Here is a 24,716-nt window from a genome sequence, read left to right as displayed (position 1 = left end):
AAGGACGCGACAGACAGATGGCACAGGCTAAGGCAGTATCGATCCCCGCGGGCGCCGGCGAAGCCGGACTCAACCGCTATCTGGCCGAGATCAAGAAGTTTCCCATACTCGCGCCGGAACAGGAATATATGCTGGCCAAGCGCTGGCGCGAGCATGGCGACACAGACGCCGCCGCGCAGCTGGTCAACTCGCACCTTCGCCTCGTGGCCAAGATCGCCATGGGCTATCGCGGCTACGGCCTGCCCGTCTCGGAGCTCATTTCCGAAGGCAACATCGGCCTGATGCAGGGCGTCAAGAAGTTCGAACCCGACCGGGGCTTCCGCCTCGCCACCTATGCCATGTGGTGGATCCGCGCGAGCATTCAGGAATTCATCCTGCGCTCGTGGAGCCTGGTGAAGATGGGCACCACCGCCGCCCAGAAGAAGCTGTTCTTCAACCTTCGCCGGATGAAGAACCAGATCGACGCCTTCGAGGAGGGCGATCTCAAGCCCGCGGACGTGACCAAGATCGCGACCGATCTCGGCGTGACCGAGGACGAGGTCATCTCGATGAACCGCCGCATGTCCATGGGCGGCGACACCAGCCTCAACGCGCCGCTCAAGGGGGATGAAGGCGCCGAAAGCCAGTGGCAGGACTTCCTCGTCGACAACGGCCCGCTGCAGGACGAGCTGGTCGCCGAAGAGGAGGAGAAGCGTGTCCGTCACGACCTCCTCACCCGTGCCATGGAGGCGCTCAACGACCGCGAGAAGCACATTCTTGCCGAGCGGCGCCTTGCCGACGATCCCAAGACGCTCGAGGAACTGAGCCAGGTCTATGGCGTCAGCCGCGAGCGTATCCGCCAGATCGAGGTGCGGGCCTTCGAGAAGCTGCAGGCGTCGCTGATGAAGATGGCGGGCGAGCAACGGCTGCTTCCCGCCGCTTAGTCACCTTCTGGTAGGTTTCCGCGGATATCGCTGACCCGCATGGGGGTGCACACCAGTCTGTTCCGGCTGCTCTACACGCTGGAGGTCCCGCGCCTAGGCGGGCGTCCGGCGCAGGCGGGTGCGCTCTGCTGGCGCCGCCGCGAGGGCCGGCTCGAAGTCCTGCTGGTCAAGACCCGCTCTTCCGGCCGCTGGGTGATCCCTGGCGGCTGGGCCCTGCGCGGTCGGCCGCTGGCGGTCACCGCCGAGCGGGAGGCGTGGGAGGAAGCCGGAGTGCGCGGCGCAATCGCCAACCGGCTCCTCGCCATCGTGCCCAAGCGCAAGCAATACCGCCTCGCCGGCCCGATCGAATGGCATGTCGCCGTCTACCCGCTCCGGGTGGAGGAAGTCGCCAATGACTATCCCGAAGCCGGCGAACGCCAACGCCAATGGTTCTCGCCAAAGGAGGCGGCCAAGCTCGTCCACCCGCCGGCCCTCGGCCCAATCATCCGCGAGGTCGCTGGCGACGCCTAGCGCCGCCTGAGCAACGCCAGCCCGGCGGCGGTGACCAGCAGGGCCGCCCCCGTCTTCTCGCTGCCGCGCTTCTTCAGGAAGCCGAGCCCGAGCGTCGCCAGCCCGCTGGACAGCATCGAGATCTTCCGCGCCCCCGCCAGCTGCCCGGTCCGCGACGCAATCCGGCTGGTGAGATAGGGATGACCCCCTCCCTCCCCTTCGCGGGGCGGGAGCTGCGGAGGAGCGGACGGGGCTTGGGCAATTCCCCTGGGGTGCTGCGGCCTGCCGCCGCCATCATCACCAGCCGCCACATGATCCGCGCTCCACGCCCCCCGCGCGCCGATCGGCTTCTCACCCGACGTCGCCGTCGTATCCCGCCCGGTCTGGTGCTCGACCTCGCTGTTCAGCTCCGCCCCGAAGATCAGCACGTAGCTCGACAGATAAAGCCAGGTGAGCAGCACCACCACGGCCGACAGGCTGCCATAGGTCGCGCCGTAACTGCCGAAGTTGCGCACGTAGAAGCCGAACCCGAGAGTCAGCAGCAGCCACAGGACGGCGAAGAAGATCGATCCTGGCGTCAGCCAGGTCCAGCGCGCCTTCTCGCGGCTCGGCGCATAGCGGTAGAGCGTCGCCGCCGCCGCTGCCGCGACCCCGCCGAGGAAGGCGTAAGTAACGAGGCCGACCAAGAAATGCCCGACCGGTCCGGCGGTCGGAAGCAGACTCTCCAGCGCCGACAATATGCCGATCGCCGCCCCGACCACTCCGGCCATCAGCACCGCGCCAAGCGTCATCGCCAGCGCCAGCAGGGTGGTCTTCACGAACCCGCGCTTCTCCTCTTCCTCATAGGCGATGTTGAGCGCGGTGATGATCGCGCTCGCCGCGTTGCGCGCGCCCCAGAAGGCCACGGCGATGGCAAGGAGCAGCCCGAAGCCCTTCTTGCCGCCAGAGGTCTGGACGACGTTCATCAGCTGCTCGCCGATCAGCCTTGCTGCCTCGCCGGGTAGAAAGGAGGTAAGGCTCTGCGCCTGCCGCGCCACCGTTTCCGGCTCTGCGAACAGGCCATAGGTCAGCACCGTCGCGCCCAGCAGCGGCACCAGCGCCAGGAAGAAGTAGAAAGCGACCCCAGCCGCGACGATTCCGACATTGTCCTTGCCGACCTCCTTCCACGTCCGCTTGGCGATCGCGATCCATCCTGGCGCGGGTATCTCTCGCGGAGTGTCGGCCGAGCGGCCTTGGTCGGTCGGGGATCGGGCAGCGGTGGCCATTGGGAACGCGTCACTTTCGAGAAGGTCGGGTGTGCGCGTCCAACTGATGCGGAAGCGCGCCCGTTCCCCTTGCCAAAGAGCGCGGACAGGCAGACCTTTCCCGTCCCCCAGGCGCGTGAGGCGCCCGCAGCGACTCGACGCGCCCCGAACCGGGCACGAAGGAGAGCTGCACCATGCAAAGTGCGAAACCCCGGCATGAGGCCGTGACGGGAACCAGAGCCATTGCGCTGGTCGGACCGGCGGGCGCCGGCAAGACCTGTCTTGCCGAAGCCATGCTGTTCGCCAGCGGCACCATTGACCGTCAGGGCGACACCGCCGCCGGCAGCAGTGTCGGCGACTTCAGCGCCGAAGCCCGCGCCCGCGGCGGTTCGACCGAACTCAACGTCATGAACTTCGAATGGCTTGGCGAGCGCTTCGCCCTACTCGACCTTCCTGGCGGTACCGGCTTCCAGGCGGACGGCGTCAAGGCGCTCAGCACCGCCGACCTCGCCATCGTCGTGGTCGATCCCGATCCCGCCCGCGCCCCGCTCGCCGCGCCGACCCTCAGGTTGCTGGACGAGCTCGGCATCCCCCACCTCATCTTCGTCAATCGCATCGATGCCGCGCGCGGTTCGATCGGCGAGCTGCTCCATGCGCTCCAGCCCTTGAGCGTCTCACCCCTGATCGCCCGCCAGGTGCCGATCCCGAGCGGCGACCGCATCACCGGCTTCGTCGACGTCGCGCTCGAACGCGCCTTCCACTATCGCCCGGGACAGCCATCCGAACCCATCGCCATGCCGGCCGAGCTGGACGCGATCGAGGCGCAGGCCCGCACCCGCCTGCTCGAACAGCTCGCCGACCACGACGACCGCCTGCTCGAGCAACTGCTGATGGACGAGACGCCGCCCCTCGACACGGTGCTGAGCGACCTTGCCCGTGAAACCGGCGAAAACCTAGCCGTCTCGGTCCTGTTCGGCTCGGCCTCCAACGGTTTCGGCGTGCGGCGGCTGATGAAGGCCATCCGCCATGAAGCGCCCGGCCCGCAAGCCACTGCCCGCCGCCTCGGCGTCGGCGATCCCTCGCTGTTCGCGTTCAAGGTCAGCCACGCCCATGCGCTCGGCCGGCTCGTGATCGGCCGCGTGCTCGGCGGATCGCTTCGCGAAGGCCAGGATCTCGGCGCAAGCGAGGGCCGCTCGATGAAGGCCAGCGCCCTCTTCGCGCTCCAGGGCGAGAAGACCACTCGGCTCGGCGAGGCGCCGGACGGCAGCGTGGTGGCGCTCGCCAAGGCGGACATGGTGAAGGCTGGCGAATGGCTCGGGCGCGGCACGCTGCCGCCGGCACCCGAGGTGCCCCTCCCCTCCCGCAATGTCCGGATCGCCATCCAGCCGGCCGACCGCAAGGATGACGTCAAGCTGTCGGGCGCGCTGCACAAGCTGGCCGAGGAAGATCCGGTGTTGCTGGTCGAGCATGACGGCGAGGACCACGCCGTCACCCTCTCGGGCGTCAACGAGGAGCAGTTGCAGGTCGTGCTCGCCCGGCTCCAGCGCCGGCATGGGGTCAAGGTCACCCAGCGTCGACCGCGCGTCGGCTATCGCGAATCGGTTCGCCGCTCCGTCACACAGCGCGGACGGCACAAGAAGCAGTCGGGCGGGCACGGTCAGTTCGGCGACGTCGTGATCGAGCTTGCTCCGCAGCAGCGTGGTGCCGGCTTCACCTTTGCCGAGCGCATCCACGGCGGCGCCATCCCGCGCCAGTATGTTCCGGCGGTCGAGCAGGGCGTCCGAGATGCCTGCTTCAAGGGGCCACTCGGATTTCCGGTGGTGGATGTGGCCGTGACGCTCACCGACGGCAGCTACCATAGCGTCGATTCAAGCGAGCTTGCCTTCCGCACCGCCGGCCGGATCGCCATGCAGGAGGCGCTTGCCGCGGCGCAGCCGCACCTGCTCGAGCCCGTCCACCGCGTCGTCGTGGTGACTCCATCGACCTCGACCAGCAAAGCCAGCTCGGCCCTCGCCGCCCGCCGCGGCCAGGTGCTCGGCCTCTTTCCCCGCGACGGCTGGAACGGTTGGGACCGGGTCGAGGCCCTGGTGCCAGAGGCCGAACTCCACGGGCTCGAGGGCGAACTCCGCTCCCTCAGCCATGGCCTCGCCACCTACGAGGCCAGTTTCGACCATCTCGCCGAACTGAACGGTGCCATGGCCGAGAAGGTCGTCAAGGCGCAGGAAGCCGAGCTGGCCTGAGCAAGAGGCCTCCGAGGACTTGTTATTGCGAGCGAAGCGAAGCAATCCACCGCCAGGCTGGATTGCTTCGTCGCTGCGCTCCTCGCATTGACGGTCACCAAGGGAGAGCGCTGGCGTGAGTATCGCGGAAGTCGAGAAGAAGGGCCTCGCGCTCCACTGGCAGATGCTGATCGGCTTCGTCGCCGGTCTGGCGCTCGGCCTCGCCGCTTATGCGGCGGGCGGTTCCGACCTCGCCTGGGTCCAGACCCTGACCGGCGTCACCAAGACCGTCGGCGATCTCTTCCTTCGCCTCATCTTCATGCTGATCATCCCGCTGCTCGTCAGCGCCCTCGTGGTCGGCATCGCCGAAATGGGCGACGTCGGTGCGCTCAAGCGGGTCGGCATCAAGACGCTCGTCTTCACCGTGCTGGTGACCGCGGTTGGTGTCGGCGTCGCACTCGCTTACACCAACATCGTCAAGCCGGGCTCGGGCTTCGACCGTGCGGTGGTGCAGGAGCAACTGGCGGCCGGCGGTGCCCGGGCGAGCGAGATCGTCGCTGGCCAGGCCGAGAAGCCGAGCGGGTTCGAGGCGCTGGTCGCGATGGTACCGCGCAACGTGGTCACCGCCATGAGCGAGAATGACATTCTTGCCGTCATGGTGTTCAGCCTCATCCTCGGCATCGGCCTCCTGCTCACCCGCACGCCGCAGGCGCGCAAGCTTCAGGAGGGCATCGAGGGGCTGTTTCATGTCGCGATGAAGCTGATGACCATGTTCATCCGGCTCGCGCCAATCGCCGTCTTCTGTTTCATGTTCAACCTGTCGGCAGCGTTCGGCTGGGACCTCGTGGTCCGCCTCGCCATCTACGTCGGCGTCGTGCTCGCCGCGCTCGGCACGCAGATGTTCATCGTCTACCCGCTGCTCCTGAAGCTCGTTGGTGGCTTTTCCCCGCGATGGTTCTTCCGCGGCAGCCAAGAAGCCATGCTGATGGCCTTCTCGACGGCGAGCTCCAACGCTACCTTGCCGACCGCGCTTCGGGTCGCCGAGACGGAACTCAAGCTACCACCGCGGGTCGCTCGCTTCGTGCTGACCATCGGTGCGACCGCCAACCAGAATGGCACCGCCATCTTCGAAGGTGTCACGGTGCTGTTCCTCGCCCAGGTCTTCGGGGTCGAACTGACCATTGCCCAACAGCTGCTGGTGCTGCTGATGTGCATCCTTGGAGGGATCGGCACTGCGGGCGTCCCGGCCGGAAGCCTTCCGGTAGTCGCTTTGATCCTCGCCCAGATCGGCGTGCCGCCCGAGGCGATCGGGCTGGTGCTTGGTGTCGACCGCTTCCTCGACATGTGCCGGACGACGCTCAACGTCACCGGTGACCTGACCCTGGCGACCCTGGTCAGCAAGGGCGAGACCAGTGAAACGCCCGAGGACGAGCGGCCGGCGGCTCCACCCGTGATTGCCTGACGTGAACCTCTCGGCCCTGCCGGACCGCTACCGGCTGATCCTCTGCGACCTGTGGGGATGCGTCCATGACGGCTGGCGCATCTTCCCTGGCGTGCCGGAGACGCTTGCCGGCTGGAAGTCCGAGGGGCGGACCGTGCTGTTCGTCACCAATGCTCCGCGCAGTGCCGCCGCCATCCGCGGCCAGCTCGACCGCCTCGGTCTCGATCCGGCGCTCGACGACGGTATCGTCACCGCCGGCGCCGCTGGCCTCGCCGCGGTGCAGGGGCGCCCGGTCGGCTTCTGCGGCACGCCCGAGGACCGCCGCGACCTCGAAGCGGGCGGCCTGATCGTCGCCGACGCGGGCTTTTCCGAACTTGCCTGCGCCGGCCTCGCTGCGGGGGAGACAGTCGAAGACTATGCCAGCCGGCTGGCGGATTGGCGCGCTGCCGATGTCCTGGTGCACTGCCTCAACCCCGACCGCATCGTCCATCACCAAGGCCAGCTGATGATCTGCGCCGGCGCGCTGGCCGACGCCTATGAAGCGCTCGGCGGGCGGGTCATCTGGTACGGCAAGCCCTATCCCGCCATCTACGACCATGCGCTGGCGCTCGGCGGCGTGACGGACAGGAGCACCGTTCTCGCCATCGGCGACGGGCTCCAGACCGACATGGCAGGCGCAGGATCTTATGGCATCGACGCCATCTTCGTCAGCGGCGGCATCCATGCCGGCGAGCAGCCGCGCTTTCCCGATGGCTGGCGGCCGATTGGCATCGTGCCGGACCTTGGAACCCTCGCCCCCGCTCGGACGTAGGGACGCCTCCCCACCCCATGGTTTCCCTCAATCATCCTTCCGCCCTCGGGCATGGCCCGCGTCCCGGCGCGCGCGAGACGATCGCGCTGCTCGCCGCACTGATGGCGATGAACGCGGTCGCCATCGACGCGATGATCCCGGGGCTGGAGGAGATCGCCACCCACTTCAGCGTCGCCGAGGAGAATAGGCGTCAGCTGGTGCTGGTCGCCTACACCTTTGGTTTCGGCTTCGGGCAGCTGCTGTGGGGGCCCCTCGCCGACCGCTTCGGGCGCAAGCCGACGCTGGCGATCGGCATCGGCGCCTACGTGCTGTTCGCCTCCTTCTGCGCCTTTGCGCCAAGCTTCGAGGCGCTGATCGCCGGCCGTGCGCTGCAGGGCGCAGCCGCCGCCTCCAGCCGAGTGCTGGTGATGGCCATGGTCCGCGACCTGTTCGAAGGGGAGGCGATGGCCCGGGTGATGAGCCTCGTCGCCATGGTGTTCATGATCGTGCCCGTCGCCGCGCCGAGCCTCGGCCAGTTGATCCTCGCCTTCGGTCCCTGGCAGGCGGTGTTCTGGCTGTTCGCGCTCTATGGCCTCGTCATTGGCGTCTGGAGCATGCTGCGGCTGCCGGAGACCCTCCGACCTGAACATCGCAGGAGCCTCAACCCGGCTGAGCTGATCGAGGGTGCCAGAGCCGTCTTCAGCGATCCCCAGTCGCGCGGCTACACCTTGGCCCAGACCGCCCTGTTCGCCGGCCTCATCGCCTATCTGGCTTCGGTGCAGCAGATCGTGTTCGACGTCTTCCAGAAGCCGCAGCTGATTGGCCTCGCCTTTGCCGCCGTCGCAGCGCCCATGGCGCTCGCCAGTTTCATGAACAGCCGGCTCGTCGGCCGCTACGGTCTGCGGCGCGTCGGCCATCTCGGCGTGGTCGCCTTCGCCACCCTCGCCCTCACCCATGCGCTCATCGCCACCTTCATCGGCGAGGACCTGATCGGTTTCATCGCGCTGCAGGCCCTGGTGCTGGTCAGCTTTTCCTTCTGCTCGTCCAACCTCAACACGCTGGCGATGGAGAAGATGGCTTCGGTCGCCGGCATGGCCTCCTCGCTCCAGGGCGTGATCAGCACGATCCTTGCGGCGATCGGCGGCTTTGCCATTGGCCAGGCGTTCGACGGCACCCAGCTTCCCTATGTCTGGGGCCTGTCGCTCAGCGGCGGCATCGCGCTGGGCCTGATGCTGCTCACCGAGCCGCGCCGCCTGTTCGAGCGACTTGAGCACGCGCATGGCCAAGCAGCGACTGCCCGAGCAGGTCGAGCCGGCTGAGGTCGCGCGGCCGCCGGAGCCGGAACACCGGCACCGCCAGGGCCAGGGCTGTCGCTGAGCGGAAGTGGAGCGCCTGCCCGCCGGTCCGCGCAACATATTGCCCGCGATAGGTATGGTCGAACAGGGCCGCCACCGCCGCCGCCCCGCTCAGCCGGTTGATCGCGATCTCCGGCCCGTCCTCCAGCACATAGATGGCGGCGAGCGGCAGTCCTTCCGCCGCCAGCGCCTCGCCCGCGACCGGAACATCCCACTTGTCGAAGCCCTCGTCGACATAGGAGCGTTCAAAGCCTCCTCGCTCGAAACCCATGTGATCGAGCGCCTCGCCCCACAGCCTGAGGCGCGGCACGCCCGGGTGCACGATCGGCCCGTCCATTCCGTGGCGAACCACCACCACATCGTCCCCGACCAGCTTCTGGCCATGCGCCGTCAGCCAGGCGGCCAGGGTCGACTTGCCGGCTCCCGACGGTCCCGCCACCGCAATGCTCGCCCCGTCGAGCGCGACCGCATTGGCATGGAGCGGGAGCAGGCCGCGCTGGTGGAGCAGCATGCCCATGGCGCTGCCGAGGAGGTAAAGGCGCACGTTGCGCTCCGGCATCTCTTCCGCCGCATCGACCAGGATCTCGCAGCCGCCCCGTACCGCGAAAGCGCCCGCTTCCTCGACCACCAGATCGGCTTCGCCCGCCAGATGCGCACGCCGGATCGTCACGTCGACCGGCGCACCTTCAGGCGCCGGTACCAGTCCGGGCAGCGGGATCTCGCTGTCGATGGTGAGTCCGAACAGGCGAACCCTGCTCATCCCCAGCACCCGACTTCGGTGAACTCTTCCGCGGTTTCGCCGCCGTGGACGATCCTGCCATCGAGCGACACCCAGACGTGGGCGCGCATCCCGTCGGCGGGATCGATGCCGTAATGGAGCACCGCCGGCAGTCCGCGCCGGCGGAGCATGCGTTGCACCGTCAGCCCCTGCTCGAAGCACATGGCACGGAACGGCAAGCGGCGGGCGACTGCCGCAACGATTCTGCCAAGCAACGCGACATCTACCTCCCGTGCTGCGCCAATCGGCACCGCGCCAAAGCCGACCGTCGCCAGGAAGGGCCGCCGCTTGATCGACAGGGCCGCGCGCGGGAGCAGCGACAGCGCCTCGATCGCCAGCCGCCGCGCCGGCCACGGCAGGCGGGCGACGCTCGTCAGGCCGCCCATGACGCCAGCCTCCTTTTCCCTCGCACGCCAGTGCCGCTAAGGACGTCACGATGGAGCCCATGCTCAGCCTTGTCGCCGCCTGCTGCCGCCCGCGGCTGGATGCCGCCGATCTCGACCTGCTGCGTCCGCAGCTTTCCGCCGCTGATGGTGCGCACCTGCTGCTGGTCGCCCGCCGGCACCGGGTGGAGGGCCTCGTCTGGCGCACCCTCGAGCGGGCCGAAATCGTGCCCGTCGGCGCCGAACGGCTCGGCTGGGACGCCCGCAGGATCGCGATGGACGGGCTGCGGATGGCAGCGGAAAGCGGGCGCATCCACCGCGCCTTCGCGACATCCTCGCTGCCGCACCTGTTCATCAAGGGACAGACGCTCGGCACGCTCGCCTGGTGCGACCCGTTCCTCAAGCGGCAGCTCGACATCGACCTTCTGGTCATGCCCGAAGCGATCGCCAAGGCGGCCGCTCTGCTCGGCCGGCTCGGCTATGTGCAGGAGGTGCCCGAGCCGTCGGTCGATCCGGCCGACTGGCACCGCAGCCGCAAGGAAAGCCTGTGGCGCAGCGACGACGGCATCTTGCTCGATCTCCACAGCCGCGTCGCCGACAATCGCAAGCTGCTCCCGAGCGTCACCGCAGCGGTCAGCCCGCGCATGGTCGAGATCGCCAGCGGCATCGTTCTGCCTACCCTGCCCGAGCGGCTGCTCCTCCCCTATCTTGCGGTCCATGGCGCTTCGAGCGCGTGGTTCCGGCTCAAGTGGATCGCCGATTTCGCGGCACTGGCGGCCCGGACCGAACCCGAAAAGCTCGCCGCGCAGGTGGAGCAGGCGCCGCGGCTCGGCGCCGGTCGGACGATGGCGGCTGCGATGGTCCTTGGCAACCGCCTCCTCGGGCTGCCGCTCCCCGAATCGCTCGACGTCGATGGCGGAACGCGGCGCCTCGTGGCGCTGTCGATGCGGGCGCTTGCCGACGAAAGGGAGCCGACCGACCGGCCGCTCGGGACCCTGCCGATCCATTTCGCCCAGCTGGTGATGATCCCGGGCTCCCATTATCTGATGAGCGAAAGCCTGCGCCAGGTCGGCGGCCTGTTCATCCGCTGACCTCCGCCTCGTCGTCGAGCGTCAGGTGCCGGGGCGGTCGTTGTCCCCGCGTGCGCTCACCCGATCGCTGGGCATGGCTCCGCGGCTCGGCCATGAAGGCGAGGCAGAGGGCGAAGACCGCCTGGATCGCCGCATCGCGCAGCGGATAATCGACGAGGCTGTGGGCGAGGATAGCGGCCGACGCGACAGTCGCGGCCAGCGCTACGAGATCCCGCTGCTCGGCCCGCCACAGCCGCAGCGCCTGCACCGCCCACCAGCCCAGCAGCAGCACAAGCAGGATCCCGCCGATAAGTCCTGTCTCCAGCAACCACTCGAGCGGATCACTGTGCGCATGGTTGATGAACACCGACGTGACCGCCGCCGGATCCTCGTAGAGCCGGTAATAGCTCGCGAAGGCGCCGAGGCCGATGCCGACGGGGAAACTGTCGCCGATCGCCGCCAGCGTATGGCCGTAGATCTCCGACCGGCTGGCGATCGAGCTGTTGCTCCCGCCAGCGTCGGTGAAAGTCGCGAGCCCGAGCGCTCCGGCGGCCAGTAGCGCAAGACCTGCCCCCGCCGCGATCCGCGCACCCCGGCGCAGCTTGGGGAGCGCGATGCCTACGCTCGCCAGCAGCACCGGCGCCAGCAGCCCGAGCGCAGCAAGCGAACCATTCAGCGCCACGCCCAGCAGAACCAACACCAGCGTGCCGCCCGCGATCACTTTCAATGGCACGGCGCTCGAGCCCTTCTTGCGGCCGCGCCGCTCGCGCCCGATCAGCGCCGCAAGGAACGGAATGGACGCGAGCAGCAGGGTCGCCTGGTGGTTGCCGTTGGCGAACAGCCCCGTCGCGACGCCGGTGTTGCTATGCGGGTAGAGGTAGGGCCCGCCCTGGCTCAGCTGCAGCGCCCCGAGCAACACCGACAGCACGGTACCCAGCGCCAGCGCGACGATGCACCAGCGCGCCCGGTAGGCGCCCAGCAGCACGACGCCGACGACCATGCCGAGCGGGACGGCCATCATGGGCAGGATGTCGAGCGTGGTCGCAGGGGTCATCGACAGCGGCAGCCACGGCAGCGCCTCGCCCCTCAGAACGAAGCCCGACACCAGCGGCTCGCGGCCAGGCAGGCTGCTCCACAGTCCGGGCGGAAGTGGGACCAGCTGCACCAGCACCAGTCCGAACCAGAGCAGGCCGAGCCAAAGCAATTGCTTCGCCGCCAGCGTCGGATGGCTCTTCCGCGTCGAGACCAGCGCCCAGCCGATCAGCAGCAGGCCGCCGAGCTGGAGCGCGAAATAGCGCCAGAACCCCTGCGGACTACCGCCGAGGAGCAGGCAGCAGAAGAGGAAGGCAGGCACGATGGCGTGGCGGAGCTTCTGGCTCACGAGCCTCCCCCCACCGGCACCAGCGCAACCCGCTGCAGTTCCGCCGACACGGTGCCGGGGAAGTCTCCCATGCGTCCGTGAAGCTCGAGCCGCTGCGATGGGCAGTCGGGACCGACCGTGATCGACAGGCGCTGGGCGCCCGCATTCACCGGCTCGGTCGCGATAACGCGGCTCTCGGGATGGCAGATTAGCCGCCACTCGAATCGACCTGCCGGCGGGTTGCCGGCCATCGTCGAATCGAGGGCATATCGCCCTGGTGGCAGGAGCAACGGGTGAGCGGCCAACACGGTGTCCGCCCGGCCATAATAGATCAGCCGAAGCGGCCCGTTCAGCACCGGCTCCGCCGTCCCTTCCGCCCCGCTGACGAAGATCCAGCCGAACGGCGTCGTCGCCGCGCCCCCCGTCCAGGCCGCCAGCCGCTGTCCGCCGAGCGGCTGCCCGGCCGCGGTCATCAGCGCCCGAACGCCGGCGACGTCGCCGCTCGCCGCCCGCATCCGAACCGCGTCGACGAACCATTGCTCGGCAGCGTCCCCGCGGCGGACCAGAGCACGAAGCGCAGCCTCGCCTCCGGGATCGCTCGCGAGCCGCGAAAGCATGGCCCGCCTGAGCGAGGGCTGCGAACCGAGCACCGGTGCCAGCTGCGCCAAGGCGCCCGGCTGCTTGGCGAATTCGGCCAGCGCCCCGGCAAAGCCGTCGACCCCGCCCTTCAGCCGCCGCTGGAGCACCGTCACATGGACCAGCGCATCGCCCAGCCGCTGCTGCCGGATGGCAAGGTCGGCGAGCATGAAATGCGCCGCCGTCGAGCGAGGATCGCGCCGGAGTGCCGCTTCGAGCAGGCGCCGTCCGCCCGCCATGTCGCCCGCCGTCAGCCGCTCGGTCGCCGCGACCAGCAGCGGCTCGGCCGCCAGCGGCGCGCCATTTGCGGAGCGCTCGATCATCGCCAGGGTCGCCGGCGCCGGGGCCTGCCCGCGGGCGGCCGCCGTACCAATGTCGCGCAGCGCGATCGTCCGCAGCGGCACCGGATGGCCGGGCCAGGCCTTAAGCGCGAGCTCCGGCCGCCGCTCGCCTTCCGCCGCCACGAGGGCCGAGCGCGCGGCCTGCACCCCGATCAAGGCCAGCGCCGCAACAGCGACCCAGGCCAGCCAGGACCTCGACGCTCCCCCGCCCCCCTGCGCCTGCATCAGCCGTCCTGGCGGTAAGGGATCAGGGCAATCCGCTCACGCTTGTCGCGCAGCTCGCCATAACGGTAGCTGTAATAGCCATAATCGCCGGAGCTCTCGGTCGATTTGGTCAGCAGGCCGCCGAGCAGATGCGCGCCGGACGCTTCGAGATTGTTGAGGCTCTCGGCCGCCTGCCGGGTGCGGGTGCGGCCGCTCTCGATGACGAACAGCACGTTGCGGCAGGTATGGGCGATGAGCGGCGCATCGGCGAGGCCGAGCACGGGCGGCGCGTCGACGATCACCATCTGGAAGTGCAACAGCGCTTCCTCGATGATCATGCCGAGGCGCGTCGTCGCCAGCAGGTCGGCCGGGTTCGGCGGCAGCGGCCCGCACGGCAGCAGCGACAGGTTCTCGAACTGCGTCGGCGCGACGTGGTCGAGCACTTCCTCGTCGTTGGTGAGCAGCTTGGTCAGGCCGATCTCCTCGTCTGACGCTCGGAAGGCGGGCTTGCGAAGGTCGGAATCGATCAGCAGCACCGACAGGCCGCGCCGGGCGAAATTCTGCGCCAGCGCCAGCACCGATGAGGACTTGCCCTCGGACGGCGTGGTCGAGGTGACCATCATCACCCGCGGCGCGCCATGCTCGGTGGTGAAGCGAAGCGCCGCTGCCGCCGCACTATACGCCTCCGACACGGCGGACCCCGGATCCTTGAGGTCGTCGACGAAGTCGCCCTTGGTCTGCCGCTTGGGAATCTGGCCGATGCAGGCGAGTCCAAGCTTGGACCGGACGTCTTCGCGGGTCCTGATCGTATCGCGCAGAAGGTCGAGGCCGATCGCACCACCCACGCCGCCAAACAGGCCGAGCGCCAGGCCGGCAAGCAGGTTCATCGGCAGGTTGGGCTTGAACGGTGCCGTTGGCGGCTCGGCCCGGTCGACGATCGAGATGGGCGAATTGCCGACGCCACCGGCGACGCCAATCTCCTTGTAGCGGCCGAGCAGCGCATCGTAGAGGCTGCGATTGGTATCCACTTCGCGCTGCAGGATGGCGTAACGCACGCTGCGCCCGCGAAGGTCGAGCACCTGACCCTTCAGCGCCGACACGCGGCCCTGCAGCGCTCGTTCAGCCGCGACCGCGCCACGATATTCTTGCGCCAGCGTATTGGTCCGCCCGGCGGTGACCTGCGCACCTTCCCGCGCGATCTGCTGGCCGAGCGCATCGATCCGGGAGCGCAGGCTGATCATCTCGGGGTGCTCGGGCTGAAGGCTGGCGCGCTTTTCGCTATATTCCGCCTCGAGCTGGGCCCGCGTGGAGCGCAGCAACTGGGTCGAGGCGGTGACGTCCGCGGTCAGTCCCGACGACGAAGCCGCGCGGTAGGCACCTTCCGCCGACACGCGCCGCGCCGTCGCTTCGGCCAGTGCATTATTGAGCGCAGCCAGGCTTTCCCCCTGGAGCGAATTGCCCGCTTCCGGCGAACCCGACCCACCTGAGGCATTGCCGCCGCCGAGCGTGATGATGCCTTGCGCCTGCGCGTACTGGGCAAGGGACTGCTCGCTCCGCTCAAGGTCGCCGCGGGTCTTGTTGATCTGCCGCTCGAGGAATTGGCGCGCATAGGCCGAGCTCTCGAACCGGCGCTGAAGCCCGGCGTTGATGAAGCTGTCGGCGACACCGTTGGCGATCCGCGCGGCAAGCTGCGGGTCGGCCGAGGTATAGCTGTAGCGGATCAGGGTCCCGTCCTCGGGCGCCGTTACTTCGAGGCCGCCGGCTACCGTCGAGGTCGCGGCGCGAAGCCGGTCCTGCACCGATCCGCCGGTCCCGGCGACAGCCGGATTGGCAGCGAGATTGAGGTCCTGCGCGGTGCGCTCGGCCACCGCCCGGCTCTGCAGCAGCCCGACTTGAGTGGCGACGAAGTCCCACGAATTGACGCCCTGCGTCTCGCTTTCCTGGTTGGCGAGCACCTGGACGCGCGGCGGATTGACCTCGAGCGTGACGAAGGCGCGATAAAGCGGGGTCGTCAGCATGGTGGCGATGATCCCGCCGGCCAGGCCAAGCACCATTGCCGCGAGGATCAGCCAGCGCCACTCGCGAACGATCCGAAGCAGGCTGGCGAGATCGAGGTGCGCCGTCTGGTGCGCCGGACGCCCGCGCCCGACCGGCGGCAACGGCGTGACCGGAATGTCGCCCGGAGCGGCCGGAACATTCCCGGCAGGGCTGAAGGCGAGATCACGGTTCAACTTGGTCGGTCCTTTGCGGTTGCCCGGGCGTCAATGGCCGCAAACGCTCAAAAATCAATGGTCTAGAAGGGACGGAAGATCGACAGGATCGGAATGTTGTTGAGAATCTGCTTCTGCGTCTGCTTCACGCCCGAACCGTCGACGACGATGATGTCGCCGGGATAGACTGCCGGGTCGGGCGATTGCCCGCGGCGAATCTGCTGCAGATCGAAGGCGGCTGCCTGACGTTCGCCGTTGACCGTTCGGAACACCGCCACCCGGCGCAGGTTGGCATCCTCCGACGCCCCGCCCGACAAGGCGATCGCCTGCAGCAGGCTGAGCGGACCGTTGATCGGGAAGGAGCCACTCTGCTTCACCGCGCCGTCGACCGTCACGCTCCGGCGGGTCGACGCCTTTACGCCAACAGCGATGTCGGGATTGACCAGGTATTTCCGGCCATAGACTTCAGTCAGCTTCTGATCGAGCTGGGCGGGCGTCAGGTCGGCCGCCTCGACACTGCCGATCAGTGGCATGCTGATGTGGCCGGTCAGGTCGACCTCATAGTCGCCGGACAGATCCTTCTGCCGGAACACGTTGACGGTCAGCGTGTCGAGCGGCGCGATGCGGTAATTCTGCTCCAATGCCAGCGCCTTCGGCTGGTCGGGCGGAGCCAGTGCGACATTGTAGGGGATCGGGCCGCCGGGCTTGTCTGCGCAGCCAACCACCAGCAGGGCGCCGGCCGCGACGCTTGCCATCGACAGAATTTGGCTGCGATTCATCGTTCTGAAAACCTTCCCGCTCCCCCGAAAACCTTCCCGCGCCCCATGTTCATCCATAATCCAACAACCGGGTCATCAAAAGGCCATTCCGGTCATGCCCTGCCCCGAGAGAGATACCAGGGCAAGGCCTGGTTGATGCCGGTCACGACATCATGCGTCGGATCGTAGCCGAGCAGTTGGCGCGCCTTGGTGATGTCCGCCTCGCTGTGCCGGACATCCCCGGCCCGGAACTCGGCATGGACAGGCTCGGCGTCGCGCTCATGTCCATGCTCCGCCAGCCCGGCCTTGAGCAAGGCGAACAGCCGGTTGAGGCTGGTGCGATCGCCGACGGCGACATTGAACACCTCGCCCTGCACCTCATCAGGCGCGAGCGCGGCAAGCAGGTTCGCCTGCACCGCATTGGCGACGAAGCAGAAGTCGCGGCTGGTCTCGCCATCGCCGTTGATCGTGACGGCCTCCCCGGCGACCAGCGCGTCCAGCCATTTCGGAATCACCGCGGCATAGGGGCCGTTCGGGTCCTGCCGGGGGCCGAAGACGTTGAAGTAGCGAAGCCCTGTCGCGCGCAAGCCATAGCTGCGCGCATAGACGGCAGCATAGATTTCATTGACCAGTTTGGTCGCCGCGTAGGGCGAGAGCGGATTGCCGATCCTGTCCTCGCGCTTCGGAAGGTTGGGCTCGTCCCCATAGGTGCTGGACGAAGCGGCATAGACGAAGCGAGAGATGCCGGCCCGCCGTGCCGCGTCGAGCATGTTGATGAAGCCGGTGACGTTGACGTCATGGCTGGTGGCCGGGTCGGCGAGCGAACGCGGGACCGAACCGAGCGCCGCCTGGTGGAGCACGATGTCGGCCTGAGCGCAGGCGGCGGCACAGGTCTCTCGGTCCCGAATGTCGCCGACGATCAATCGGAACCGCGCCGCCTGCGCCGGCTCGACTGCCGCTAGCAGCTCGTCGATGTTGCGCTGGTGGCCGGTGGCGAAATTGTCGAGGCCGACCACCTGCTGGTCGAGGCGGAGCAGCGCCTCAACGATGTTGGAGCCGATGAAGCCGGCTGCACCGGTTACCAGCCAGCGTCGCGGTCGCGTGCGCAGCTCGTCAGTGTGCGCAGCCAATGCAGACACCGAAAGCAAGCGGTCAAACACGATTGAGATCTCCTTCATGCATGCCGTCGACCGTGTCGATCAGCCATTTGCGATCGCCTTCGATCGCCAGCGCGGTCAGCCGACCCGTCGCATAGGCACCCGTGTCGATTCCGATCCGCGACCCGACCGCTTCGACGCGATCGGCGATTGTATGGCCATGGACGATCGTCGCGCCATGGTCGCGCGTATCGGACAGGAACGGCTCGCGGATCCAGCGAAGGTCGGCCAGCACCTGCTGCTCGAGCGGCACGCCGGGCCTGATGCCCGCATGTACGATCAGATAATCGCCGAAGCGCAGGGTATCGCCGAGCTGCTCGAGAAAGGCTCGATGCTCGCCGGGAATGCCTCTGGCGATCTCCGCCTGCGCCTCTTTCGGCGCCAGCGCGGCCAGAGCGTCCGCGTCCACGCCATAGCTCGCCAGCGCCTCGGCCCCGCCGAAGCGCAGCCAACCCGTCACCTGCCGGTGGTCCCCGGCGAGGATCTGCAGCAGCACCTCTTCATGATTGCCAGCCAGCGCCACGATGCGGAAACCCGTCAGCTTGAGGGTGCGGATGCGCTCGATCACCCCGGCGCTGTCCGGTCCGCGATCGATGAGGTCGCCGACGAATGCCAGCAGGCCGTGCGCTGGCGGACGACCGCCATGGTCGGCGGCGATCCGCACCAGCAGATCGTCGAGCAGATCGAGGCGGCCGTGGACGTCGCCCACCACATAGGCGCGCCAACCGGTCTTGCCGCGAGCCGGCGCGCGGGCGGAGGAGAAGAAGCGGCGGAGCATCGCGCGCGCCTAACCCGCTTTTCCTGTCAACGCGATGAGCGCCTCGCGATAGGCGTCGACCACCAGCCGCTCGTCATACTCCCGCTCGGCAATGGACCGGGACGCCTTCGCCCAGATAGTCCGCTGCTCTGCCGATGCGCCAAGGAAATGCTCGATCGCTGCCGCCAGCGCCTCGACCGAGCGGACGTCGAACGACAGCCCGTTCACCCCGTCCCGAACGATCTCGCGGCATCCTGGCACGTCCGACGCCAGCAGGGGCCGGCCCATCGCCGCCGCCTCGAGCAGGGCCCGCGGCATGCCCTCCCGATAGGAAGGCAGGACGACGGCATCGGCCCTGGCGATGAACGGCCGCACGTCGCTCGTCTCGCCCGCATGGCTCAGCAGGCCCTCGCCGATCCAGCCCTGCAGTTCCTCGGCACCAACGGCCGTCCGGTTGGCGGCTCCTTGCGGCCCGAGCAAGGTCAGTTCGAGTTTGGGGAAGCGCGGCTTCAGCAGCCGCATCGCTCCGGCCAATTCCCGAACGCCCTTGTCGCCCAGCAGCCGCCCGACGAACAGCAGCTTCGCCTCTCCCTCGGCCCGCGAAGGCAAGGGCTGCGGGCGGAAGGCGTCGCAATCGACTCCCGAACCCGGAATCAACCGCACCTGCGCGGCGCGCACCAGTCCCATGCGCTCGAACAGCGCCGCATCGTCGCGGTTCTGGAAGAAGACGGTCGGCGCCGGCCGGAACGCCTCGCGGTAGAGTGCCGCCTGTACCTTGAGCAGAAGCCCGCCGCGAATGAAGCCGGTTCCGAGACCCGATACATTCGGCAGGAAGGGCGTCCCGGTCGCCCGCGCCGCCAGGCCGGCATAGATGTTGCCCTTGGGCGTGAAGCCGAGCACCGCCGCCGGACGCACCTGCCGCATGATCGCGATCAGCGCCGCCACGCTGCGCAGTTCGGCCAGTGGCGCGGTGCCGTCAGGCGACAGCGGAATGCGATAGGTCGGTAGCGCGCCGACCGGCACGTCTCCGTCCGGCACGACCGCCTCGAGCGACCATTCTCTGTGCTTCGTCAGACCCCGGATCAGACCGGCACGCTGGTGCGCCAGGTTCCAGCTGCTGTTGCCGACCAGGAGAAGCGGAGCCTTCGTCACGATGCGAGCGCTTAGAGGCGCCGCCGTGACTTTCAAGCCGCACTGGCGGCATGGATGCCACCTTGGCGACAATCAATCCGCATTGGTTGCAACTCTGGAGGCCTTCTGTGGTTAGAGCGTGGAGGACGGCCTTGTTCATTCAGCAGCCGTGAAGGGGGTATTCATGAATTTTCGTCGCTTCAGCCCGCTCGTGGGATTGAGCTGCGCCAGCCTGCTCGCCTCGGCACCTGCTGCGGCCGCCGCACGCGTCCCTCAGGCCGCCAGCTACAGCCCGTGGGCAGCGCTCAGCGCCTTTGCCTCCCCGGCATCGAGCCAGGCGCTGTGCGGGTCCTCTGCTGCCGGCGCCGCCGCCTCGATGGCCGCCAACGCCGCGCAGGGTGCGCCGGGCTGCGTGCTTCCGGCGACCGACGCTCCCGTTCCGCCGCCGCAGGCCGAAGCCGCCCCGCTCGGCGCGCCAGCCCCGATTGCAACCGGCAACGGTTTTGCAATCCTGCCGCTGCTCGCCGGCCTTGCAGTCGTCGGCGGCCTCGCCGCGCTTCTGCTTTCGAACGATGAGGACGAGGGCGACCTGATCGCCATCAGCCCGGCCTGAGCGTCCCTACGACCGGAAACAGCATACGAGAAGGGCCGGCTCCGCGATCTGCGAAGCCGGCCCCTTTGATATCTGCTCAGTCGTGGTCGGCGATGAAGCGCTCGACCACCGGCGCGATCTTCTCGCGCCACTTGCGGCCGTTGAAGATGCCGTAATGGCCGACGCCCTTGGCAAGATGATACTTCTTGTCTTCAGGGTTCAGCGCTGTCGCCACCTTGAGCGCCGCCTTGGTCTGGCCAACACCCGAGATATCATCCCGCTCGCCTTCGATCGCCAGCAGCGCCGTCTTGGTGATCGCGCCCGGATCGACCCGCCGCCCGCGATGCATCATCTCGCCTTTGGGCAAGAGGTGGCGCTGGAACACCACGTCCACCGTCTGGAGGTAGAATTCGGCCGTCATGTCGCAGACCGAACGATATTCGTCGTAGAAGGCGCGCGTCGCGTCGGCGCTCTCGTCGTCCCCCTCGACCAGATGCTTGAACATCTCCCAGTGGCTGATGAGGTGCGAGCCGAGGTTCATGGTCATGAAGCCGGCGAGTTGCAGGAAGCCCGGATAGACCCGCCGCCCCTGGCCCGGATACATGCTGGGCACGGTGCAGACGACATTCTGCTGGAACCAGGCGTGGGGCCGCTCGGTCGCCAGCGTGTTGACCGCCGTCGGCGCCTCGCGCGTGTCGACCGGCCCACCCATCATGGTCAGGCTCTTCGGGGTCGCCGGATGGTTGTCGGCGTTCATGATTGCCGTGGCGGCAAAGGCGGGCACGCTCGGCTGGCACACCGCCAGCATGTGCGCGCCCGGACCGATGCGGTCCAGCCAGCGGACGAGGTAGTCGATATAGTCGTCGAGGTCGAAGCCGCCCTCCTTCATCGACACCAGCTTGGCGTCGCGCCAGTCGGTGATGAAGACGTCATGGCCGGGCAGCAGCCGCTCGACCGTGCCGCGCAGCAGGGTCGCGAAATGACCCGACATCGGGGCCACGATCAGCAGCCGGGGCTGCCCCTCCGGCGCGCCTTCCTTCACGAAGTGCTTGAGCTGGCCGAACGGCAGCCGGTCGACAATCTCCTCGCGGACGGGAAGCTCGGCCCCGTCGAGGGTCACCCTCTCGATTCCGAACGCCGGCTTGCCGCGCGGCGCGGCGGCATGGGCAAAGACGTCGAGGCTCGCCGCCACGATCCCGCTCATCCCGTGATAGCTCAAGGGGTTGGCGGTGCTGTTCAGCCAGTTGGCGGAAAGGTTGGCGAGTTGGCTTGCACCGGCCAGCCAGGACCGCTGCACTTCATAGGCGTCGTAGAGCATCGACTTTGTAAGTTCCCTTCCCCGGGACAACCGGCATGGCTCGGAAAGGGTCCGCTTGCAAGAGGGCCGCGCCCTGCCCTTTATCCGCCTCACCTCCCCTGCTACCCGTCGCGCGCCATGGCGAGAGACAAGCGCAGCGACGACGACGACAAGCCGCAGGGCAAGAGCCTCGGCAACCTGGCGCTCGTCTATCGCGCCGCTGCCCGCTACCCCGGCCGGATCGTCGCCGCCCTCTTCTTCCTGGCGATCAGCTCGGCCGCGACCCTCGCCATCCCGCGCGGCTTCAAGGAGGTCATCGACCGCGGCTTCACCGACGGCTCGGTCAGCAGCGCCGCGGTCGGCGAGGCGTTCCAGTATCTGCTGATGATCGTGCTGGTGCTGGCGCTCGCCACCGGTTTTCGCTTCTACTTCGTCTCATGGCTCGGCGAGCGGACCGTCGCCGACCTCCGCCGGCAGGTGCAGCGCAACCTCCTCACGCTTCCGCCCCGCTTCTTCGAAGAGAACCGCCCGAGCGAGATCGCCTCGCGCCTGACCGCCGACACGGCCATCCTCGAGCAGGTGGTCGGAAGCTCCATCTCCTTCGCGCTGAGGAATTTCGTCACCGGCGTCGGTGGGGTCATCTACCTGTTCGTGCTGAGCCCCAAGCTCGCCGGACTGCTGCTCGTCGCCATTCCATTGCTGTTCGGCCCGATCATCCTGTTCGGCCGCCGCATCAGCAAGCTGTCGCGCGCCAGCCAGGATCGTGTCGCCGACGTCGGCTCCAACGTCAGCGAAGTGCTGGGCGCGATGAAGATCGTCCAGGCGTTCGGCCAGGAACAGCGCGAAGAGGCCCGCTTCTCCGACACGGTCGAGCGCGCCTTCGGTACCGCCCTTACCCGCATCCGCCTGCGCGCGGTGATGACCGTGCTCCTCATCGGCATGTTCACCAGCGCCATTGTGCTGGTCATCTGGGAAGGCGCGATCGACGTCGCTGCGGGACGCATGACCGGCGGCGACATCGCTGCCTTCGTCTTCACCGGCCTGCTGGTGGGCGGCGCCTTTGCGGCCTTGTCCGAAGTCTATGGCGACCTGCTGCGCGCGTCGGGCGCGGCCGGCCGCATCGCCGAGCTGATCGCGGCGAAGGCGGAGATCAGGGCCCCCGCCATTCCGGCCACACTGCCCGTCCCGCCGCGCGGGTCGCTCGCCTTCGACAATGTCGAGTTCCGCTATCCGACACGGCCGGATTCCAAGGCCCTCCACGGTCTCACCCTTGCCGTCGCCGCGGGGGAGACCGTCGCCGTGGTCGGCCCCTCGGGCGCGGGCAAGTCGACCCTCTTCCAGCTCGCGCTGCGCTTCTACGATCCGCAGGGCGGCGCGATTTCGTTCGATGGCGTCGACGTGCGCGACTGCGACCCCGCCGAGCTTCGCCGCCGGATCGCGCTGGTGCCGCAGGAGACGGTCATCTTCGCCGCCAGTGCCCGCGACAATCTCCGCTACGGCCGCTGGGAAGCGAGCGAGGACGAGATCCAGGCCGCCGCCCGCGCCGCCAACGCCCACGACTTCCTCGCCGCCATGCCGGACGGCTACGATACCTTCCTTGGAGAAGGCGGCGCCCGCCTGTCCGGCGGCCAGCGCCAGCGCATCGCCATCGCCCGTGCCCTGCTCCGGGACAGTCCCCTGCTTCTCCTTGACGAGGCCACCAGCGCCCTCGATGCGGAAAGCGAGGCATCGGTGCAGGAAGCGTTGGAACGACTGATGGAAAACCGCACCACCGTCGTCATCGCCCACCGTCTCGCGACCGTCCGCGCCGCCGACCGGATCATCGTCATGGACGAAGGCCGGATCGTCGAGGAAGGCACCCACGCAAGCCTCACAGCGCGGGGCGGACTTTACGCGCGCCTCGCCCGACTTCAGTTTGACGCCGCGGCCTGACACCGGACTTTCGTGCCATGACCCGCTTCCGCCATTCCCCCGATGCCCTGTCCGCCGACGTCGGCGAGGATGTGGTGGCGCTGCAGGCTGTTCGCGGCTTCGCCTTCGGCATGGAAGGGGTGAGCGCCAGCGTCTGGAAACTTCTCGACCGCGCCCGGAGCATCAGCGAGATTGTCGCCGACCTCCTCGAACGGTTCGACGTCGATCCTGAGGAGTGCGAAGCGGACGTGGCGGAGCTGCTCGGCCAGCTCGAGGCCGAAGGACTGATCGAGAAGGTCGAAGCATGAACGAACCCACCATTCTCGTCGACGAAGACGGCGGCGTCGCCCGGATCACGCTCAACCGGCCCGACCGGCTGAACAGCTTTACCGCCGCCATGCACGCCGAACTCCGCGAAGCGCTCGACCGGGTCGAAGGAAGCGCGCGCGTCGTCGTGCTGACCGGTGCCGGGCGCGGCTTCTGCGCCGGCCAGGACCTCAACGATCGCGCGGTCGCGCCAGGTCAGGCGGTCGACCTCGGCGAGACGGTTGAGCAGAGCTGGAACCCGCTCATCCGCCGTCTCGCCACCATGAGCCAGCCGGTCATCGCGCGTGTCAACGGCGTTGCCGCCGGTGCCGGCGCCAACGTCGCGCTCGCCTGCGACCTGGTTGTCGCGGGGCGATCAGCAAGGTTTATCCAGAGCTTCGCCAACCTGGGCCTGATCCCCGACAGTGGCGGAAGCTGGCACCTGCCCCGCCTCGTCGGCCAGGCCCGCGCCCTCGGCCTCGCCCTCACCGCCGAGCCGCTGCCGGCGGAGAAGGCCGCCGACTGGGGCTTAATCTGGAAATGCGTCGACGACGAAGCGCTAGACGCCGAAGTGGACGCCCTGGCGAGGAAGCTCGCGTCCCTGCCCCCGCTTGGCCTTGCCGCCATCAAACGGATCGTCCGCACCAGCGGCGAGCGCACCCTTGACCAGGAACTCGACCTTCAGCGGGACGAGATGCGCCGGCTGGGCTTCACCGAGGATTATCGGGAAGGCGTCGCGGCCTTCCTTGAGAAGAGACCGGCCACCTACAGAGGCTGTTGATTTCGTCCGGACCGCTCAGCACGAGCGACCGTCAGCTTAAGGAACGACGTTCCCGTCCCGGTTGCCCGGCGGCGAATAGCGGCAGATCAGGTAGCGCCAGCCCTTCTCGTCATGGATGGCGCAGCCGACATGGGTCGTGCCCTTCCAGATCATCTGCGTGTAATGGGCGACATCCTCCCAGCGCCCCGTCCGGGTCACCTCCGGGAAGGTGCCGGGCACGAACAGGCTCTTCTCGTCCACCCACATGGTTGCCATGCTCTCGGGCGTGCCGCGCCAGTCGAGGTCCATCGCCAGGTTCTCGCGCTGACCGGGCCGATCCTCGCGTGGGGAATGGACCAGCCGGCCGAGCGCGGCGAGGCGCGGTCCGTAGCTGGCGGCGCTCTGCGCTAGGCCCTCGTCCCACTGCAGCGGCGGCGCGCCCACTTCCGCCCTCGCCTGGTTGTGCACGACCAGCATTCGCCGGGCGAGATCGTCCGTCCGGCGCGGCGGCAAGGTCGGGGTCAGCGCATTGGCCGACGCGGCAAGAAGCAGTGCGAGGCTCATGGGGCGGAGCATCGTCGGCCCGGCTGAATGCCTCGCCACC

At 68.3% G+C, this 24,716-nt stretch carries 23 protein-coding genes; 11 read left to right on the top strand and 12 right to left on the bottom strand.

Translation table 11 applies throughout. The features are described 5' to 3' along the window. Positions 1-17 precede the first annotated feature (17 nt). Together rpoH and JOY29_RS01500 are read left to right on the top strand one after the other, a co-directional pair. Positions 18-923 (top strand): RNA polymerase sigma factor RpoH, encoded by a 906-nt coding sequence (gene rpoH, locus JOY29_RS01505; RefSeq protein ID WP_300974438.1) that lies wholly within the window; start codon positions 18-20, stop codon positions 921-923. 39 nt (positions 924-962) lie between these two features. Then, positions 963-1,433 carry an NUDIX hydrolase gene (locus tag JOY29_RS01500; RefSeq protein WP_300974437.1) on the top strand — a complete coding sequence of 157 codons (471 nt, stop codon included), beginning with the start codon at positions 963-965 and terminating at the stop codon, positions 1,431-1,433. Here JOY29_RS01500 and JOY29_RS01495 read toward each other — a convergent pair. Further along, a complete protein-coding gene (locus JOY29_RS01495; RefSeq protein ID WP_300974436.1) occupies positions 1,430-2,677 on the bottom strand; it encodes a YihY/virulence factor BrkB family protein in 1,248 nt (415 codons plus the stop codon). The genes JOY29_RS01500 and JOY29_RS01495 overlap by 4 nt on opposite strands. Before the next feature lie 203 nt (positions 2,678-2,880). Between JOY29_RS01495 and JOY29_RS01490 the strand changes: the two genes are divergently transcribed. The 4 genes from JOY29_RS01490 (at position 2,881) to JOY29_RS01475 (ending at position 8,425) form a co-directional block, all read left to right on the top strand. Next, positions 2,881-4,896 (top strand): elongation factor G, encoded by a 2,016-nt coding sequence (locus tag JOY29_RS01490; RefSeq protein WP_300974435.1) that lies wholly within the window; start codon positions 2,881-2,883, stop codon positions 4,894-4,896. Between the two features lie 163 nt (positions 4,897-5,059). Further along, positions 5,060-6,337: a dicarboxylate/amino acid:cation symporter gene (locus JOY29_RS01485; RefSeq protein ID WP_300975566.1), complete on the top strand. Its 1,278-nt coding sequence runs from the start codon at positions 5,060-5,062 to the stop codon at positions 6,335-6,337. A 1-nt stretch (position 6,338) separates the two neighbouring features. Then, complete coding sequence (locus JOY29_RS01480; RefSeq protein ID WP_300974434.1) at positions 6,339-7,127, top strand: HAD-IIA family hydrolase; 789 nt, start codon at positions 6,339-6,341, stop codon at positions 7,125-7,127. Between the two features lie 17 nt (positions 7,128-7,144). After that, the gene (locus JOY29_RS01475; protein WP_300974433.1) at positions 7,145-8,425 is read left to right on the top strand and encodes a multidrug effflux MFS transporter; all 1,281 of its coding nucleotides are present in this window, start codon (positions 7,145-7,147) and stop codon (positions 8,423-8,425) included. Here the strand turns inward: JOY29_RS01475 and JOY29_RS01470 are convergent. Both JOY29_RS01470 and JOY29_RS01465 read right to left on the bottom strand, forming a co-directional pair. Continuing rightward, a complete protein-coding gene (locus tag JOY29_RS01470; RefSeq protein WP_300974432.1) occupies positions 8,343-9,221 on the bottom strand; it encodes a hypothetical protein in 879 nt (292 codons plus the stop codon). The genes JOY29_RS01475 and JOY29_RS01470 overlap by 83 nt on opposite strands. Beyond that, positions 9,218-9,625, bottom strand: a complete 408-nt coding sequence (locus tag JOY29_RS01465; protein WP_300974431.1) for a lasso peptide biosynthesis B2 protein — start codon at positions 9,623-9,625, stop codon at positions 9,218-9,220. The genes JOY29_RS01470 and JOY29_RS01465 overlap by 4 nt, the downstream gene beginning before the upstream one ends. Positions 9,626-9,675: 50 nt before the next feature. Between JOY29_RS01465 and JOY29_RS01460 the strand changes: the two genes are divergently transcribed. Then, positions 9,676-10,713, top strand: a complete 1,038-nt coding sequence (locus JOY29_RS01460) for a nucleotidyltransferase family protein (protein ID WP_300974430.1) — start codon at positions 9,676-9,678, stop codon at positions 10,711-10,713. On the opposite strand, the gene JOY29_RS01455 is transcribed toward JOY29_RS01460, so the two are convergent. From JOY29_RS01455 to JOY29_RS01425, 7 genes are all read right to left on the bottom strand, one after another. Beyond that, the gene (locus JOY29_RS01455) at positions 10,703-12,073 is read right to left on the bottom strand and encodes an O-antigen ligase (protein ID WP_300974429.1); all 1,371 of its coding nucleotides are present in this window, start codon (positions 12,071-12,073) and stop codon (positions 10,703-10,705) included. The two genes, JOY29_RS01460 and JOY29_RS01455, sit on opposite strands and share 11 nt — an antisense overlap. After that, positions 12,070-13,254: a tetratricopeptide repeat protein gene (locus JOY29_RS01450; RefSeq protein WP_300974428.1), complete on the bottom strand. Its 1,185-nt coding sequence runs from the start codon at positions 13,252-13,254 to the stop codon at positions 12,070-12,072. Before JOY29_RS01450 ends, JOY29_RS01455 begins: the two co-directional genes overlap by 4 nt. Next, entirely contained in the window at positions 13,254-15,464 is a 2,211-nt protein-coding gene (locus JOY29_RS01445; protein WP_300974427.1) for a GumC family protein, read from the bottom strand. The genes JOY29_RS01450 and JOY29_RS01445 overlap by 1 nt, the downstream gene beginning before the upstream one ends. Positions 15,465-15,526: 62 nt before the next feature. After that, positions 15,527-16,222 (bottom strand): polysaccharide biosynthesis/export family protein, encoded by a 696-nt coding sequence (locus tag JOY29_RS01440; protein WP_300974426.1) that lies wholly within the window; start codon positions 16,220-16,222, stop codon positions 15,527-15,529. Between the two features lie 92 nt (positions 16,223-16,314). After that, positions 16,315-17,331: an SDR family oxidoreductase gene (locus tag JOY29_RS01435; protein ID WP_300974425.1), complete on the bottom strand. Its 1,017-nt coding sequence runs from the start codon at positions 17,329-17,331 to the stop codon at positions 16,315-16,317. Between the two features lie 22 nt (positions 17,332-17,353). After that, positions 17,354-18,136, bottom strand: a complete 783-nt coding sequence (locus JOY29_RS01430; RefSeq protein WP_300974424.1) for a metallophosphoesterase — start codon at positions 18,134-18,136, stop codon at positions 17,354-17,356. A gap of 9 nt (positions 18,137-18,145) precedes the next feature. Continuing rightward, complete coding sequence (locus tag JOY29_RS01425) at positions 18,146-19,267, bottom strand: glycosyltransferase family 4 protein (protein WP_300974423.1); 1,122 nt, start codon at positions 19,265-19,267, stop codon at positions 18,146-18,148. A 163-nt stretch (positions 19,268-19,430) separates the two neighbouring features. Between JOY29_RS01425 and JOY29_RS01420 the strand changes: the two genes are divergently transcribed. Further along, a complete protein-coding gene (locus tag JOY29_RS01420; RefSeq protein ID WP_300974422.1) occupies positions 19,431-19,859 on the top strand; it encodes a hypothetical protein in 429 nt (142 codons plus the stop codon). A 76-nt stretch (positions 19,860-19,935) separates the two neighbouring features. Here the strand turns inward: JOY29_RS01420 and JOY29_RS01415 are convergent, their stop codons facing one another. Continuing rightward, complete coding sequence (locus tag JOY29_RS01415) at positions 19,936-21,156, bottom strand: polyhydroxyalkanoate depolymerase (protein WP_300974421.1); 1,221 nt, start codon at positions 21,154-21,156, stop codon at positions 19,936-19,938. Positions 21,157-21,273: 117 nt separating this feature from the next. On the opposite strand from JOY29_RS01415, the gene JOY29_RS01410 reads away from it, so the two are divergent. Genes JOY29_RS01410 through paaG form a run of 3 tightly spaced genes read left to right on the top strand, consistent with a single transcriptional unit; the run spans position 21,274 to position 24,133 of the window. Further along, a complete protein-coding gene (locus tag JOY29_RS01410; RefSeq protein WP_300974420.1) occupies positions 21,274-23,067 on the top strand; it encodes an ABC transporter transmembrane domain-containing protein in 1,794 nt (597 codons plus the stop codon). A gap of 17 nt (positions 23,068-23,084) precedes the next feature. After that, the gene (locus JOY29_RS01405; RefSeq protein ID WP_300974419.1) at positions 23,085-23,354 is read left to right on the top strand and encodes a PqqD family protein; all 270 of its coding nucleotides are present in this window, start codon (positions 23,085-23,087) and stop codon (positions 23,352-23,354) included. After that, complete coding sequence (gene paaG, locus JOY29_RS01400) at positions 23,351-24,133, top strand: 2-(1,2-epoxy-1,2-dihydrophenyl)acetyl-CoA isomerase PaaG (protein ID WP_300974418.1); 783 nt, start codon at positions 23,351-23,353, stop codon at positions 24,131-24,133. The genes JOY29_RS01405 and paaG overlap by 4 nt, the downstream gene beginning before the upstream one ends. 36 nt (positions 24,134-24,169) lie before the next feature. Here the strand turns inward: paaG and JOY29_RS01395 are convergent, their stop codons facing one another. Then, positions 24,170-24,676 (bottom strand): CAP domain-containing protein, encoded by a 507-nt coding sequence (locus tag JOY29_RS01395; protein ID WP_300974417.1) that lies wholly within the window; start codon positions 24,674-24,676, stop codon positions 24,170-24,172. Positions 24,677-24,716 lie beyond the last annotated feature (40 nt).

The sequence above is a fragment of the Sphingomonas sp. LHG3406-1 genome (genome assembly GCF_029637485.1).
Lineage (GTDB): Bacteria > Pseudomonadota > Alphaproteobacteria > Sphingomonadales > Sphingomonadaceae > Sphingomicrobium.
This window is presented reverse-complemented; position numbering and strand designations above follow the sequence as displayed.